The organism is Xanthomonas sp. DAR 80977 (assembly GCF_041240605.1).
Lineage (GTDB): Bacteria > Pseudomonadota > Gammaproteobacteria > Xanthomonadales > Xanthomonadaceae > Xanthomonas_A > Xanthomonas_A bundabergensis.
The window spans coordinates 4,584,461-4,598,974 of sequence record NZ_CP162487.1 but is presented as its reverse complement, the minus strand read 5'-3'; the positions used below and the strand labels follow the sequence as shown (position 1 = coordinate 4,598,974).

The window sequence follows — 14,514 nt, the reverse complement described above, 5'->3', positions numbered from 1 at the left end:
GGGTTGTAGGTGAGGTGAGTTTGGGAGCTTTAGCTAATCCCCAATCCCCAATCCCCAATCCCACGAGCGGAGCGAGCGAGTAATGGCAGGCGGACGCGAAATCAAAACCAAGATCAAGAGCGTGCAGAACACCCGCAAGGTGACGCGCGCGCTCGAGATGGTCTCGGCCTCCAAGATCCGCAAGGCGCAGGATCGGATGAAGACCTCGCGGCCGTACGCGCAGGCGATGAAGCAGGTGATCGGGCATCTGGCGCAGGCCAGCACCGACTACACGCATCCGTTCCTGGTGCAGCGCGACACGGTCAAGCGCGTCGGCTACATCGTGATCTCCTCCGATCGCGGCCTGGCCGGCGGCCTCAACAACAACCTGTTCCGCAAGATGCTGGGCGAAGTGCGCCAGTGGCAGGACAAGGGCGCCGGCATCGACGTGGTCACCATCGGCCAGAAGGCCTCGGTGTTCTTCCGCCGGCTCAAGGTCGACATGGTCGGCAGCGTCAGCCACCTCGGCGACGTGCCGCAGCTGGAGCAGCTGATCGGCGTGATCAAGGTGATGCTGGACGCGTTCACCGAGGGCAAGGTCGACCGCGTCTACCTGGTCTACAACCGCTTCGTGAACACGATGACGCAGAAGGCCAGCTTCGACCAGCTGCTGCCGCTGCCGGCGGCGGAGAACCAGGTCGCGCACCACGACTGGGACTACCTGTACGAACCCGATGCCGCGACCGTGCTGGAGCACGTGATGACGCGCTACATCGAGTCGCTGGTGTACCAGGCGGTGCTGGAGAACGTGGCCTCCGAGCACGCCGCGCGCATGGTGGCGATGAAGGCCGCCAGCGACAACGCCAACAAGCTCATCAGCACCTTGCAGCTCATCTACAACAAGGCGCGGCAGGCGGCGATCACCCAGGAAATTTCCGAGATCGTCGGCGGCGCAGCGGCCGTCTAAGTGCCGGGATTCGGGATTGGAGAATCGGGATTGGCAAGAGCAGCGAAGCGCGCTTTTACGAATCCCGAATCCCGAATCCCGAATCACGAAATCCATGGGATGGCGCAGGCCATCCGCACAGAACTAAAGCTAACCGGAGCAGCAAAATGAGTCAGGGCAAGATCGTTCAGATCATCGGCGCGGTCGTCGACGTCGAATTCGCGCGTGCCGATGTGCCGAAGATTTACGACGCACTGAAGGTCGAAGGCACGGCCATCACGCTGGAAGTGCAGCAGCAGCTGGGCGACGGCATCGTGCGCACCATCGCGCTCGGTTCCACCGACGGCCTCAAGCGCAACCTGGTGGCGTCCAACACCGGCCGCGCGATCTCGGTGCCGGTCGGCCCGGGCACGCTGGGCCGGATCATGGACGTGCTGGGCCGCCCGATCGACGAGGCCGGCGAGGTGCAGGCCACCGACCATTGGGAAATCCACCGCGCCGCGCCGAGCTACGAAGACCAGTCCTCGGCCACCGAGCTGCTGGAAACCGGCATCAAGGTCATCGACCTGATGTGCCCGTTCGCCAAGGGCGGCAAGGTCGGCCTGTTCGGCGGCGCCGGCGTCGGCAAGACCGTCAACATGATGGAACTGATCAACAACATCGCCAAGGCGCACTCGGGCCTGTCCGTGTTCGCCGGCGTGGGCGAGCGTACCCGCGAGGGCAACGACTTCTACCACGAGATGAAGGACTCCAACGTCCTGGACAAGGTGGCGATGGTGTACGGCCAGATGAACGAGCCGCCGGGCAACCGTCTGCGCGTGGCGCTGACCGGCCTGACCATGGCCGAGTACTTCCGCGACGAGAAGGACGCGTCCGGCAAGGGCAAGGACGTGCTGCTGTTCGTCGACAACATCTACCGCTACACCCTGGCCGGTACCGAAGTGTCGGCGCTGCTGGGCCGCATGCCGTCGGCGGTGGGCTACCAGCCGACCCTGGCCGAGGAAATGGGCGTGCTGCAGGAGCGCATCACCTCGACCAAGACCGGCTCGATCACCTCGATCCAGGCCGTGTACGTGCCCGCGGACGACTACACCGACCCGTCGCCGGCGACCACCTTCGCCCACCTCGACTCGACCGTCGCGCTGTCGCGCAGCATCGCCTCGCTGGGTATCTACCCGGCGGTGGATCCGCTGGATTCGACCTCGCGCATGATGGATCCGAACGTGATCGGCCACGAGCACTACGACACCGCGCGCCGCGTGCAGATGACCCTGCAGAAGTACAAGGAACTGAAGGACATCATCGCGATCCTGGGCATGGACGAGCTGTCCGAAGAGGACAAGCAGTCGGTGTCGCGCGCGCGCAAGATCGAGCGCTTCTTCAGCCAGCCGTTCCACGTGGCCGAAGTGTTCACCGGCTCGCCGGGCAAGTACGTGTCGCTGAAGGACACCATCCGCGGCTTCAAGGGCATCGTCGACGGCGAATACGACCACCTGCCGGAGCAGGCGTTCTACATGGTCGGCAGCATCGAGGAAGCGGTCGAGAAGGCCAAGAAGATGGCCGAGAAGGCGTAACAGCCGGGATTCGGCATTCGGGATTAGGGATACGCAAGGCGGCATCGAGGGCGAGGGATTCGGAGTGAGGGCAAGGCGGCGCGACCGCTTCGGCCAATCCCGAATCCAGAATCCCCAATCCCGCCTCGCGCCAGCGAGGTAACCATGAGCACCATCCGTTGCGACATCGTCAGCGCCGAGCACGAGATCTACCACGGTGAGGCGACCCTGGTGGTCGCCACCGGCGAGCTGGGCGAGCTGGGCATCGCGCCCAAGCACGCGCCGCTGATCACCCGGCTCAAGCCCGGCAAGGTGGTGGTGACCACCGCCAGCGGCGAGCAGCTGGATTTCGCCATTTCCGGCGGCATCCTCGAGGTGCAGCCGCAGGTGGTGACCATCCTCGCCGACACCGCGATCCGCGCGCAGGACATCGACGAAGCGTCGGTGCGCAAGGCCAAGGAAGAGGCCGAGCGCATGCTCGCCAACCGCGGCGACGGCATCGACGTGGCCGAGGCGCAGGCCAAGCTGGCGGAAGTCACCGCGCAGCTGCAGGCGCTGGAGCGCCTGCGCAAGAACCTCAAGCACTGAGCGCCGCCGCGCGCGTTGCCTGGCGCGCATGCGATCGCGACGAGGACGCCGGCTGTTGCCGGCGTTTTCGTTTGTGGAGCATGCCCGCAGCGTGCCGCGCCTTGCCGTTTCGCAGTCGCGGCCGCGATTCCGCCCCACGCGAGCCGCCGCGGCCGCCGCACAATGGTGACGCGGCGCACGGCGCTGGCTTTATCGCCGCTGACTCGGCCGCGACCTCGCGCGCCAACCGCGGCGCGCTGCAATGAAAACGTCCGGCGGCTTGGGCAAGATGGCCGCCCGATCTGCAGCTCCTTCCCCCGCGCAGACGGTTTCCTGGAGAGACACGATGACCGCTTCCGTTGCCGCCACCCTCCCGCGCGTGCTGACCGCGCTGCTGGCCGGCGCCGCCGTGATGGGCTGCGCGATGCCCGCGCGCAGCGCCACCCCGCTCGAACCGCTGCTCGACCGGATCGTCGAGCGCAATGCGATCGGCGACCAGGTCGCGCTGAGCAAATGGGACAGCGGCAAGCCGGTACTGGACGCCACGCGCGAGGCCGCGGTGCTGGCCAGCGTGCGCGAACAGGCGCCGGCGCACGGCCTGGACGCGGACGATGCGGCGCGCTTCTTCGGCATGCAGATCGAGTCCAACAAGCTGGTGCAGTACCAGCTGCTGGAGCGCTGGCGGCTGCGTGGCCGCGCCCCGGACCAGCCGCGCCCGGACCTGGCCGCGCTGCGCGCGCGGCTGGACCAGTTGCAGGGCGAGATGCTGGACGCCCTGCAGGCCAACGCCGCAGCGCGGCAGGCGCCGGATTGCCCGGCGGCGACCGCGCGCGCGGCCGAGGCCTATGCGCTGCGCTGGCAGCTGGACCAGGTCCACCGCACCGCGCTGGTGCGCAGCCTGGGCGATTTCTGCCGCTGAGTGGGGCGAGCGGGCGCCGTCGTCCCGACTGCACCCGCAGGCGGCCTGTGCGGTCGAGGGCGTGCGGGCCAGGCCATTTGCCGCAGCCTCCTTCACACTGTGGGAGCGACTTCAGTCGCGACCGGCGTTACCGGTAGAGCCCGTCGCGACTGAAGTCGCTCCCACAAGTGCCCAGCATGCCGCGCGCGATGCGCGGCATGGTTGTCCGCGCCCAGTCCCTAGCGATACACCACGTGCCGGCCCAGGAAGAACGACAGCACCGCCAGCAGGCCTTCGACCACCGGCTTGGCCAGCCACGCCAGGCGCAGGCCCAGCGCGTCCACGCACAGCGCCACCAGCCAGGTGCTGAGCAGGGTCAGCACGATCCACATCGCCATGAAGCGGCCGAAGCGCTGCCAGCCCAGGCGCGCGGCGTCGCCGCTGGCGAAGGTGATGCGCCCGTTGAGCCAGAAGCCGAGCAGGGCGCCGCACACGCGGCCGAGCACGTTGGCCGGGATCGTCGGCATGCCGGCGGCGGTCGCGGCGACGAACACGCTCCAGTCGATCAGCAGTTGCAGCAATCCGATCACGACGAATTGACTGCCCTGGCGCAGCAGACTCATGGGAGTCCCGGGTTGGGATCAAGCGCGCATGCTAGCGTCTGCGGCGCAGATGTAAATGCCGCGCGGCGGCGCGCAGGCGCGCCGTTGCGGCACGCATGCACCGCTGCCTCTAAAATCCCTGTCTACCCGGAATGGAACCCACCCATGAGCCTGCCCCTGCACGTCGTCATCCTCGCCGCCGGCGCGGGCAAGCGGATGAAGTCCGCCAAGCCCAAGGTGCTGCAGCCGGTCGCCGGCCGGCCGATGCTGGCCCACGTGATCGAGACCGCGCGCCAGCTGCAGCCGGCGGCGATCCATGTGGTCCACGGCCACGGCGGCGATGCGGTGCGCGCCGCCTTCGCCGGGCAGCCGGACCTGCTGTGGGCCGAGCAGGCGCAGCAGCTGGGCACCGGGCATGCGGTGCAGCAGGCGATGGCCGCGGTGCCGGATGCGGCCACCGTGCTGGTGCTGTACGGCGACGTGCCGCTGATCCGCGCCGACACCCTGCTGCGCCTGCTGCACTCGCCGGGGCGGCTGGCGGTGCTGGTGGCCGAGCCCGAGGACCCCAGCGGCTACGGCCGCATCGTGCGCGACGCGGCAGGCAAGGTCGCCGCGATCGTGGAGCACAAGGAGGCCGACGACGAGCAGCGCCGCATCCGCATCATCAACACCGGCATCGTCACCGCCGAATCCACCGCGCTCAAGCGCTGGCTGGCGCAGCTGCGCAGCGACAACGCGCAGGGCGAGTACTACCTCACCGATGTGTTCGCCGCCGCCGCCGCCGAATTCACCCCGGCGGAGATGGTGCTGGTGGCCGATCCGATCGAGGCCGAAGGCGCCAACGACCCGTGGCAGCTGGCGCAGCTGGAGCGCGCCTGGCAACTGCGCGCCGCGCGCGCGCTGTGCGAGCAGGGCGCACACCTGCTCGACCCGAACCGGCTGGATCAACGCGGCCGCGTGCGCGTGGGCCGCGACGTGTGCATCGACGTGAACGTGGTGCTGGAAGGCGAGGTGGAGCTGGGCGACGGGGTCAGCATCGGCCCGTTCGTGCGGCTCAAGGACGTGGTGCTGGGGCCGGGCACCGAAGTGCGCGCGCATTGCGACCTGGAAGGCGTGGTCACCGAGGGTGCGGTGCAGATCGGTCCGTTCGCGCGGCTGCGGCCGGGCACGGTGCTGGCCGACGGCGTGCACATCGGCAACTTCGTCGAGACCAAGAAGGCGGTGCTCGGCGTCGGCAGCAAGGCCAACCACCTGAGCTATCTCGGCGATGCGACGATCGGCAGCGGGGTCAACATCGGCGCCGGCACCATCACCTGCAACTACGACGGCGTGAACAAGTCGAAGACCACGATCGGCGACGACGTCTTCGTCGGCTCCAACAGCGCGCTGGTGGCGCCGGTGACGATCGGTGCGGGCGCGACCATCGGTGCCGGTTCGGTGATCACGCGCGATGCGCCGGAAGGCCAGCTCACCGTGGCGCGGGCGCGGCAGAGCACGCACGAAGGCTGGAAGCGGCCGAAGAAGAAATAGCCGGCAGCGCGCGTCGGGCGGCGCGTGACAGGCATCGCATCCGCACGCGCAGGGCCGCGCTAAGGTGGCGCGGCTGGCCAGGCATGGCGCCAGCGCCGCAACGCTCCACGGAGGTGTTCGATGCTGCTACGACGCGCGCGGTGGTGGATCCTGGTGCTGGCGTTGGCCGCGGCGAACGCCGTGCACGCGCAGACCTTTCGCCTGTACCTGGCGCCCGATGGCGACGACAGCGCGGCCGGCACCAGCGCCGCGACCGCGCTGCAGACCCTGGACGCGGCGCAGCAGCGCCTGCAGGCGCAATCGCCCAAGACCGAGGTGGAGATCGTGGTCGCGGCCGGCACCTACCTGGGCCAGTCGGTGCGCTGGACGTTCCGCAACGGCGCGCCGCTGCGCATCGTCGCCGCGCCCGGCGCGGCCACGATGCCGCATTTCGACGGACGCGGCGGCGGCACCTGGTTTACGCTGCGCGGCGGCGGCAACCAGCGCACCCAGCTGCAGTTCGTCGGCCTGGAGGTCAGCGACTACTGGATGGCGCTGGACCTGGGCAGCAGCAACGCGGCCGCCGACGGCAACGCCGGCAACGAGATCCGCGGCATGCGCTTCACCCGCATCGGCGGCATCCACGGCCAGGGCGATCCGGCGTACTCGTATGCGGCGATTCGCTTGCAGAACTCGCGCGACAACGTGATCGCCGGCAACCAGTTCAGTGCGATCGAGAACAGCAAGGAGACTTCCGGCTACATCCATGCGCTGTACCTGGCGCGGCATTCGACCGGCAACACGGTCGAGGACAACAGTTTCATCGACGTCAACGGCGACGCGGTGCGCACCCGCGATGCGTCTGACGCTACCCAGGTGCGCGGCAACCAGTTCGTGCGCGCCGGCAAGTACGCCGCGTTTTCCGACTGGTTCGATCCGGAGCAGGGCGAATGTCCGTCGCAGGGCGGGCGCTTCGTCGACAACACGGTCGGCGCCGGCTACTACGGCGCGATTCCGGCGACGGCCACCACCGGCGCCGACGACGCCTGCGGCGCGCTGGGCACGCCGCGCATCGTCGAGAGCGGCACGGTGCGCGAGTGAGGCTGTTTACCGCAACGGCGGAGCTGCAGCGTGCAGCGCGATGAGGAAATCTGTGGGAGCGACTTCAGTCGCGACGGGCGTTACCGGTAAAGCCCGTCGCGACTGAAGTCGCTCCCACAGTGGCAACATCACGTGGCACCGTCTGGACCGAAGTGTGCTAGCTCGCCGATGTCAGTGGCCATGGCACCGTTACTCCGGCGCGATTCCCGCCAGCGCCACGGCCCGCGCCGACGCTGCGCATCGTCGAGAGCGGAAACCGTACACGACTGAGCGCGTGTGCACCCTGTAGGAGCGGCTTCAGCCGCGACAGGTTCTACCGGAAATGTCTGTCGCGGCTGAAGCCGCTCCTACAGGGATGCATGAGGCGCTAGCTCGCCGACGCCAGCGGCAACTGCACCGCCACGCACAGCCCGCCTTCGTCGCGGTTCTGCAGCGACAGGCGGCCGCCGTGCGCCTCGACGATCTCGCGGGTCAGCGCCAGGCCCAGGCCGGTGCCGTTGCGCTTGGTCGAATAGAACGGCATCAGCGCGTTGTGCAAAACAGAAGCGCGGGGCGCTAACTTCCAGATGCCAGCGGCAGCTGCACCGCCACGCACAGCCCGCCCTCGTCGCGGTTCTGCAGCGACAGGCGGCCGCCGTGCGCCTCGACGATCTCGCGGGTCAGCGCCAGGCCCAGGCCGGTGCCGTTGCGCTTAGTCGAATAGAACGGCATCAGCGCGTTGTGCAGCACAGAAGCGCGGGGCGCTAACTTCCAGACGCCAACGGCAACTGCACCGCCACGCACAGCCCGCCCTCGTCGCGGTTCTGCAGCGACAGGCGGCCGCCGTGCGCCTCGACGATCTCGCGGGTCAGTGCCAGGCCCAGGCCGGTGCCGTTGCGCTTGGTCGAATAGAACGGCATCAGCGCGTTGTGCAGCACCGCTTCGTTCATGCCGCTGCCGCGGTCCAGCACCTCGATGCGCAGCCATTCGGGACGGGTGGAGACGCGGATGCGCACGCTGTCGGCCGGCGCCAGGCCCTCGGGGCTGGATTCGTGCGCGTTCTTGACCAGGTTGAGCAGCGCCTGCTGCAGTTGCGCCGGATCGACCCGGCTGTGCAGATCGGGCGCTTCCAGTTCCAGCGCGAACGGGATCTGCTGCTGCAGCCCGCCCAGGAACTGCGCCCAGTGCACGGTCTGCAGCTGCGGCTGCGGCAGCTTGGCGAAGCGCGCATAGCCGCGGATGAAACCCTCCAGGTGCCGCGCGCGCTCCTCGATGGTGCCGAACACCTCTTCCAGCCGCTCCACCTTCTGCCGCCGCACCAGCTCGGCGCCGGAGTGCGCCAGCGAGGCGATCGGCGCCAGCGAGTTGTTCAATTCGTGGCTGATGACCCGGATCACCTTCTTCCAGGTATGCACTTCCTGGCGGCGCAGTTCGGCGGTGAGCAGGCGGATCAGCAGCAGTTCGTGCGGGCGGCCGTTGAGGCGGAAGCGGCGCCGCGACAGGTGGTAGACCTGCTCCTCTTCCGGATCCTCGTCGTCGTCGATGGTGAACAGGCTGTCGCCGCCGCGCGCGACCGCTTCGCGCAGCGCCGGCGGCATGCCCAGCAGCAGGTCGTCCAGGCGCTGGCCTTCCAGTTTCCAGCCGCCGTGCAGCAGCTTGCGCGCGGCCAGGTTGGAGAACACCACGCGGCGCAGGCCGTCGCCGCCGTTGGAGGTGAGCAGCATCGCCACCGGCGTGTTCTGCACCATGGTGTCGAGCATCAGTTCGCGCTGCGCCAGGCCCTGGCGCTGTTCGCGCAGGATCTCGCCCAGCTGCCGGTGCGCGGCGACCATCTCGCCCAGTTCGTCGTCGCCGCGCCAGTGCACGCCGAAGTTGTACTCGCCGTCGCGGTAGCTGCTGACGGTGCCGGCCAGGGCGCGGAACAGCGAGCGCATCGGCGCGGTCGCGCGGCGCAGCGTCCACCACATCAGCGCCAGCAGCAGCAGCGCCGACAACGTCACCACTTCCCAGCCGCGGTCCATCCAGTACGCCAGCAGCCACGGCATCGCCGCAGCCAGCGCCAGCACCGGCAGCAGGCGCAGGAACAGGCCGACGGTGAAGGAGCGGCGCAGTTTCATTCGCGCGGGATTCCGTAGCGGTCCATGCGCCGGTACAGTGCCTGCCGGCTCATGCCCAGCTCGGCGGCGGCCTGGGCGATGACGCCGTTGGCGCGGCCGAGCACCGCCACGATGCGCTCGCGGTCCGGTTCGGCGCCGGCGGCCGGGCGCGGCGCCGCGGGCTTGGGCAGGTTCAGGTCGGCGGCCTCGATCTGGCGGCCGCCGGCCAGCAGCTCGGCGCGCTGGATGACGTTGCGCAGCTCGCGCACGTTGCCCGGCCAGGCATGCCGCTGCAGCGCCTGCACCGCGCCGGCCGACAGCGCCTTGGCGCCGGACAGGAAGTGCTCGGCCAGCGGCAGGATGTCGCCGGGGCGGTCGGCCAGCGCCGGCAGCGACAGCTCCACCGCATTGAGCCGGTAGTACAGATCCTCGCGGAACGTGCCTTCGCGGATCATCGCGGTCAGGTCGGCATTGGTGGCGCTGATCACCCGCACCTTGACCTGGCGCTCGCGGTTGGAGCCCAGCCGTTCGAAACGCCCGGTCTCCAGCACGCGCAGCAGTTTCATCTGCCCGGCCAGCGACAGGTTGCCGATCTCGTCCAGGAACAGGGTGCCGCCGTCGGCCGCTTCGAACTTGCCTTCGCGGACCTTGTTGGCGCCGGTATAGGCGCCGGCCTCGGCGCCGAACAATTCGGCTTCGATCAGCTCGGCCGGAATCGCGCCGCAGTTCAGCGCCACGAACGGGCCCTGCCGCATCGGCGAATTGGCCTGGATGATCTCGGCGATCTTTTCCTTGCCGCTGCCGTTGGGGCCGGTGATCAGCACCGGCAGTTCCGAGCGCGCGACCTGGCAGGCCAGGGCGATGGCGCGCTCGCTGGCCGGGTCGGCGAACACCGCGCCGCGCAGGTCGTAGCGCTGCGCCAGTTGCTGGCGATGGCGGCGTTCGCCGTCGCGGCGCCGTTCCAGTTCGCGCCGCGCCTCGGACAGTTCCAGCAGGTTGTTGACCGTGGTCAGCAGCTTGCGGTCGTCCCAGGGCTTGGCCAGGTAGTCGGCGGCGCCGGCCTTGACCAGTTCCACCGCGCTGCTGAGCTGGGTCCAGGCGGTCAGCAGGATCACCGGCAGGTCCGGATGGCGCGCGCGGATCGCATCGAACAGCGCCACGCCCTCCTCGCCGGAGGTGGTGTCGGCAGTGAAGTTCATGTCCTGCAGCACCAGATCGATATCGCTGTCGGCCAGGCGTTGCAGCCCGGCGTCCGGACTGTCCGCATGCACCGTCTCGATGTCGTGCAGGGAGAACAGCACTTCCAGCGCGGTGGCGACGGCGGGGTTGTCGTCGATGATCAGGATGCAGGGCATCGGGAACCTTGTCGGATGGCCGGGGCGGAACGCGGGAACGCGGGACGAGGCGGCATCATCGCAGTCCCGGCGCGGCTTGTCGTGTGCGCCAGCGGCCGCCGGCATGCGCTGCGTCCGGGTGCGCACGAGCGCGCTGTCGCCGTCGTGGTCATCTGTCTCACCGATACGCCGCAGGCGACAGCTGCGCCGCGCGCCTGGCCGGTCCGCGCATCGCCAGCCAGCCGGCCGCCAGCAACAGCACTGCGGTGGCCAGCGGATACGGCGACGGTGGCGACAGCGCCGGCGCATCCAGCAAGGCGCGTCGCAGCAGTGCGGTGGCGACCACGCCGATGGCGATGCCCAGGCCGCACAGCAGCAGGTTTTCGCGGCGCAGATGCCAACGGATCTGCGCCGCGCGTGCGCCGAGCGCGCGCCGCAGCGCGATCTGCGGGTAGCGCTGGCGCACCATCGCCTCGCTGATGGCATAGACCGTCGCGATGGTGCCGAACAGCCACAGCGCCGCGGCCGCGGCCAGCAGCATCAGCCGGTGGCGATGCAGGTGCCGTTGCTGCAAGCGCAGTTCGCCGGCATCGCCCACCTCATGCAGCCGCCCCGGCGCGATCCGCTCCGCGTCCGCCGCCAGGGACGCGCGGACCCCGGCCGGATCGCCGGGCGCGACCCGCAGCACATAGAGCGCGTTGTCCTGTTCCGGCAAGCGCAACGGCAGGATGGCGCCGTCCTCCTCCTCGCCGGCGCCCGGCGCGCGCAGCCGCTCGACGATGCCGACCACCGTCGCCGGCGGCTTGCCGCCCAGATACACCGCCTGCCCCAGCGGGTCGCGATCGGGAAACAGCCGCGCCGCCAGCGTCCGGGTCAGGATCACCCGCTGCGCGAGATCCAGCGCGGCGGGCGAGACCAGCTCGCGATATTCGGCGTCGGCGAAGTCGCGGCCGCGTTGCAGGCGCAGGCCCAGGGTCTGCAGCAGTCCGGGATCGCCGAGGTAAGTGCTCACCCGGAACTGCCCGCCGGCCCCATCGGCGCGCGGTCCCAGCAGGGCGGTCCACTGTTCGGGTCCGAACGGCAGCTGGTTGATCGCCGCCACGTTGAGTACGCCGGGGATCGCGCGCAAGGCCGCCGCCTCGCGTCGCGCCGCCGCCGCGGGCACGCGGCCGCTGAGCCGCAGCGTCAGCAGGTGCGCATCGTCGCCGATGCCGCTGGACGCGTGCATCCGCGCATGCGCCTGGCTGGCCAGCGTGCCGATGGCGAGCAGCACGGGGTAACCGATCGCCATCTGCAGCACGATCAGCGTCGCCAGCAGCGTGTGCCGGCGCAGCGATATCAGGAACCGATCCATGATCCGGAGCGTCCCGTTCAGGCGCTGCGCGTGGCCACTGCCGGCGGCACCGCGGCAGCGCGTTGCGCCGGCCACAGCACCGCGAGCTGGCCGAGCGAGAGCAAGGCCACCGCCGCGGCAGGCAGGTAGCCCAATGGCAGGCGCGACAGGTCGTAGCGTTGCATCAGCGCCTGGTTCAGCAGCAAGGCCAGCGCCATGCCCACCACGTTGCCGCTGCCGACGATCAGCAGGTTCTCGGTCTGGAAGTAACGCAGGATGTCGCGGCGGGTCGCGCCGATGGCGCGGCGAATGCCGATCTGGCGCGTGCGCTGCTGTACCCAGAAGCTGGCCAGCCCGCCGATGCCCAGGGCGGTGACGAACAGCAGGCCCGTGGTCGCCGCGAGCAGCAGCCCGATCATGGTGGCATCGCGCTGGAAGTAGCGCTGCCGCACCTGCGCGAAACTGCGCCGCCCCTCGTTCGGAATCAGCCGCAGCGGGCCGGCCTTGGCCAGCGCGCCGGCCGCGGCGGCCAACACCCGGTCGCGGTCCTGCGGGGCGCTGCGCAGCAGGTATTGCGTCTGCGAGCCAATGGGAAGCTGTGGCGACAGCGCGACCAGGCGATCGACCGCGGCGCTGCGCAGCGTCGGCCGCAGCAGGTCGTCGACCACGCCGACGACGGTGCTCTGGCTGCCGCCGTAGAGCGTCTTGCCGACGGCCGGCTGGTCCGGCCACAGCCGTTGCGCCAGTGCGCGGGTGACGATCAGCGCGCTGGGCGACGCGGTGGAGTATTCGTCGGCATGGAAATCGCGGCCGGCGACCAGGTGCGCGCCCATGGCCTGCACGAAACCTGGCGAGCCGGCGTAATAGGTGGCCTGGATGCAACCGGAAGCGTCCATCGATCGTTGCGCGCTCGCGCGTTCCAGCGCTTGCCGGTCGGCGCAGCCGCCATAGTCGTTGGAGCCGCCGGACAGCGGCGTGCTGAAGCCGAACGCGGTCGCCGCCTTGACCCCGGGAATGCTGCGCAGCGCCAGCAGGTCGGCTTGCTGCTGGGCCTGCGCATTGTCGCCGCCCTGCAGGCCACGCACCGAGATCAGCGAGAGTTCGTCCTCGGGCAGGCCGCTCGGGGTCCGCAACCGTTCGATCCGGCCGTCGATCAGGAACACCGCGTTGGCGACGAAGGCGCAGGTCAGCGCGACCTGCAGCGTCAGCAGCGCGGCGGTGAGGCGGTGGTGATGCAGGCTGGAGAGGATGGGGCGGATCGGCAGGTTCATGTCAGACGTCCTTGATCTGCAGGGCGGGGTTGATCCGGCTGGCCCGCCAGGCCGGCAGCAGGCCCGCCAGCAGCGCGGCGACCACCGCCAGCGCCACGGTGGCCAGCAGCATCTGCAGGTCCATCCGCGCGATCCTGGCGTAGTCGTCCGGGCGCTGGCGCACGCTCCACAATCCCAGTTCGGCGATCGCGGTTCCCAGTGCGCCGCCGAGCAGCCCGATCAGCGCGGCTTCGCAGCCGAACTGCAGGAACACGTGGCCGCGCCGGGCGCCGAGCGCGCGCCGCACGCCGATCTCGCTGCCGCGGCGCAGGAACTTCGCCAGCAACAGGGCGATCACGTTGACCAGGCAGATCCACAGGAAGCCCAACGCCAGCAGCGTCTGCAGGCGCACGTCGTCGGGCACCATCCGCAGGTGGCGCAGCCAGTCCATCAACGCATACAGCCGGACACGCTGCGGCGGGCGCTGGAAGCGTCCGCTGGCGTGCTGGGTCGCGGCATAGTCGTAGAGGAAGCGCTGGTAGGCGGAGACCTGCTGCGGCGTATCCAACTGCACCCAGAACTGCAGCCAGCTGGTGGAAGGATCCTTGAGGCGCGCCTGGTCGCTGCCGCTGAACGCATCCCAGCCGCTGACGCTGCTGCTGGTGTCCAGCCCCAACTCCATCGCGGTGGACAGCGGGAGGAAGAAGTCGTCCTGCTGGCCGAAGTCGCCCTTGCTGTTGGGGTCGGCATAGAACAGCGGTTGCGGATTCCATGTCCCGACCACGCCGATCACCTGGAAGCCGATCCGCTGCTCGCCGAGCGCAAGCCTCTGGCCGATCGGATCGCGCGCGCCGAACAGGGTGTCGGCCAGCGTGTGGCTGAGCACGATGACGCGGGCATGGTTCTGGTCGTCGCTTGCGCTCCAGCCGTGTCCGCGTTGCAGCGGTATGCCGAACAGGGCGAAGAACCCGGCGCTGGCGTAGCGGCCGCTCGGCTCGAGCGGCGGGGCGGCCGCGCGCGGCGGCCACAGCAACGCCTGCCCGCCTGCCATCGCCGCCTGGTGCGTGGCGCGGTTTGCGCGCAGCAAGGCCATGGCATCGGGCCAGGTGAGGTTGTCCGCCGGGTCGCCCCATTCCTGGTTTTCGGGATAGTTGGACGGCAACGGATCCAGGTGCGGGGTGTAGAGCGCACCGCTCCTGCCGGGCAGCGGATCGCGCGACATCACGTGCAGCACCGTCAGCATGGTCATGCTCGCGCCGATGCCCAGGCCGATCGCCAGCACCATCAGCGCGGTGGCGATCGGCGTGCGCAGCAGGCTGCGCCAGGCCATCATCAGGGAGTAGTGCAACATCCCGAAGTTCCTCGGT

At 69.6% G+C, this 14,514-nt stretch carries 12 protein-coding genes and 2 pseudogenes; 6 read left to right on the top strand and 8 right to left on the bottom strand.

The features are described 5' to 3' along the window. Positions 1-82: 82 nt before the first annotated feature. The 4 genes from atpG to AB3X10_RS19490 all read left to right on the top strand — a co-directional run bounded on the left by atpG (position 83) and on the right by AB3X10_RS19490 (position 3,964). Positions 83-946 (top strand): F0F1 ATP synthase subunit gamma, encoded by an 864-nt coding sequence (atpG, locus tag AB3X10_RS19505; protein WP_179568764.1) that lies wholly within the window; start codon positions 83-85, stop codon positions 944-946. A 146-nt stretch (positions 947-1,092) separates the two neighbouring features. Further along, complete coding sequence (gene atpD / locus AB3X10_RS19500; RefSeq protein WP_369977062.1) at positions 1,093-2,499, top strand: F0F1 ATP synthase subunit beta; 1,407 nt, start codon at positions 1,093-1,095, stop codon at positions 2,497-2,499. Positions 2,500-2,643: 144 nt separating this feature from the next. Further along, positions 2,644-3,066: a F0F1 ATP synthase subunit epsilon gene (locus AB3X10_RS19495; protein WP_145705148.1), complete on the top strand. Its 423-nt coding sequence runs from the start codon at positions 2,644-2,646 to the stop codon at positions 3,064-3,066. 325 nt (positions 3,067-3,391) lie between these two features. After that, a complete protein-coding gene (locus AB3X10_RS19490) occupies positions 3,392-3,964 on the top strand; it encodes a chorismate mutase (protein ID WP_369977061.1) in 573 nt (190 codons plus the stop codon). A 218-nt stretch (positions 3,965-4,182) separates the two neighbouring features. On the opposite strand, the gene AB3X10_RS19485 is transcribed toward AB3X10_RS19490, so the two are convergent. Next, positions 4,183-4,566, bottom strand: a complete 384-nt coding sequence (locus AB3X10_RS19485; protein ID WP_145705152.1) for a GtrA family protein — start codon at positions 4,564-4,566, stop codon at positions 4,183-4,185. 144 nt (positions 4,567-4,710) lie between these two features. Here AB3X10_RS19485 and glmU point away from each other — a divergent pair, with 144 nt between their 5' ends. Next, positions 4,711-6,075 carry a bifunctional UDP-N-acetylglucosamine diphosphorylase/glucosamine-1-phosphate N-acetyltransferase GlmU gene (gene glmU, locus AB3X10_RS19480; protein WP_369977060.1) on the top strand — a complete coding sequence of 455 codons (1,365 nt, stop codon included), beginning with the start codon at positions 4,711-4,713 and terminating at the stop codon, positions 6,073-6,075. Positions 6,076-6,195: 120 nt separating this feature from the next. Continuing rightward, complete coding sequence (locus AB3X10_RS19475) at positions 6,196-7,155, top strand: right-handed parallel beta-helix repeat-containing protein (RefSeq protein ID WP_369977059.1); 960 nt, start codon at positions 6,196-6,198, stop codon at positions 7,153-7,155. 367 nt (positions 7,156-7,522) lie between these two features. Here the strand turns inward: AB3X10_RS19475 and AB3X10_RS19470 are convergent. The 7 genes and pseudogenes from AB3X10_RS19470 to AB3X10_RS19440 form a co-directional block, all read right to left on the bottom strand. Then, positions 7,523-7,699, bottom strand: a pseudogene (locus AB3X10_RS19470) (ATP-binding protein); the annotation flags it as partial. A gap of 11 nt (positions 7,700-7,710) precedes the next feature. Next, positions 7,711-7,887: pseudogene (locus tag AB3X10_RS19465) on the bottom strand (ATP-binding protein); the annotation flags it as partial. An 11-nt stretch (positions 7,888-7,898) separates the two neighbouring features. Beyond that, positions 7,899-9,251, bottom strand: a complete 1,353-nt coding sequence (locus tag AB3X10_RS19460) for a sensor histidine kinase (RefSeq protein ID WP_369977058.1) — start codon at positions 9,249-9,251, stop codon at positions 7,899-7,901. Then, a complete protein-coding gene (locus AB3X10_RS19455; RefSeq protein WP_369977057.1) occupies positions 9,248-10,585 on the bottom strand; it encodes a sigma-54-dependent transcriptional regulator in 1,338 nt (445 codons plus the stop codon). Before AB3X10_RS19455 ends, AB3X10_RS19460 begins: the two co-directional genes overlap by 4 nt. Positions 10,586-10,742: 157 nt before the next feature. Further along, positions 10,743-11,918, bottom strand: a complete 1,176-nt coding sequence (locus AB3X10_RS19450; protein WP_369977056.1) for an ABC transporter permease — start codon at positions 11,916-11,918, stop codon at positions 10,743-10,745. Positions 11,919-11,935: 17 nt separating this feature from the next. Continuing rightward, entirely contained in the window at positions 11,936-13,168 is a 1,233-nt protein-coding gene (locus AB3X10_RS19445; protein ID WP_369977055.1) for an ABC transporter permease, read from the bottom strand. A gap of 1 nt (position 13,169) precedes the next feature. Continuing rightward, entirely contained in the window at positions 13,170-14,498 is a 1,329-nt protein-coding gene (locus AB3X10_RS19440; protein WP_369977054.1) for an ABC transporter permease, read from the bottom strand. Positions 14,499-14,514 lie beyond the last annotated feature (16 nt).

Excerpts from the sequence above, each read along its gene's own strand:
- atpG (WP_179568764.1), top strand. The coding sequence starts at position 83 with ATGGCAGGCGGACGCGAAATCAAAACCAAGATCAAGAGCGTGCAGAAC.
- atpD (WP_369977062.1), top strand. The coding sequence starts at position 1,093 with ATGAGTCAGGGCAAGATCGTTCAGATCATCGGCGCGGTCGTCGACGTC.
- AB3X10_RS19495 (WP_145705148.1), top strand. The coding sequence starts at position 2,644 with ATGAGCACCATCCGTTGCGACATCGTCAGCGCCGAGCACGAGATCTAC.
- AB3X10_RS19490 (WP_369977061.1), top strand. The coding sequence starts at position 3,392 with ATGACCGCTTCCGTTGCCGCCACCCTCCCGCGCGTGCTGACCGCGCTG.
- AB3X10_RS19485 (WP_145705152.1), bottom strand. The coding sequence starts at position 4,566 with ATGAGTCTGCTGCGCCAGGGCAGTCAATTCGTCGTGATCGGATTGCTG.
- glmU (WP_369977060.1), top strand. The coding sequence starts at position 4,711 with ATGAGCCTGCCCCTGCACGTCGTCATCCTCGCCGCCGGCGCGGGCAAG.
- AB3X10_RS19475 (WP_369977059.1), top strand. The coding sequence starts at position 6,196 with ATGCTGCTACGACGCGCGCGGTGGTGGATCCTGGTGCTGGCGTTGGCC.
- AB3X10_RS19460 (WP_369977058.1), bottom strand. The coding sequence starts at position 9,251 with ATGAAACTGCGCCGCTCCTTCACCGTCGGCCTGTTCCTGCGCCTGCTG.
- AB3X10_RS19455 (WP_369977057.1), bottom strand. The coding sequence starts at position 10,585 with ATGCCCTGCATCCTGATCATCGACGACAACCCCGCCGTCGCCACCGCG.
- AB3X10_RS19450 (WP_369977056.1), bottom strand. The coding sequence starts at position 11,918 with ATGGATCGGTTCCTGATATCGCTGCGCCGGCACACGCTGCTGGCGACG.
- AB3X10_RS19445 (WP_369977055.1), bottom strand. The coding sequence starts at position 13,168 with ATGAACCTGCCGATCCGCCCCATCCTCTCCAGCCTGCATCACCACCGC.
- AB3X10_RS19440 (WP_369977054.1), bottom strand. The coding sequence starts at position 14,498 with ATGTTGCACTACTCCCTGATGATGGCCTGGCGCAGCCTGCTGCGCACG.